The sequence below is a fragment of the Flammeovirga sp. AWQ4_249 genome (assembly GCF_056161045.1).
Genome location: NZ_JBSWYJ010000158.1, coordinates 1 through 246, shown reverse-complemented (window position 1 = coordinate 246; position 246 = coordinate 1). Strand labels below are relative to the sequence as shown.

The following is a 246-nucleotide window of genomic DNA, read 5'->3' as shown; positions in this document are numbered from 1 at the left end:
CATGGATGCGTGATTCAGGTCCAACTTTCCTAGTAAATGGAAAAGGAGGCTTAAGAGGTGTAGATTGGAAATTCAATGCTTATGGTGGATCCTTAAATGGTCTTTACTCACCATGGGATCACGATGACCAAGTAGCACATAAAGTACTTTCTATCGAAAATGCAGATCGTTACAGAACAGAGAACTTCGTAACAGAAGGTGGTTCAATTCACACAGATGGTGAAGGAACAGTGATGATCGTTGAGG

General features: G+C 41.5%; 1 protein-coding gene. It reads left to right on the top strand.

Annotated elements, in window-relative coordinates:
• Positions 1-246, top strand: a 246-nt coding sequence (locus ACXAHM_RS26475; protein WP_474967087.1) for an agmatine deiminase family protein, incomplete at both ends; no start/stop codon positions are given.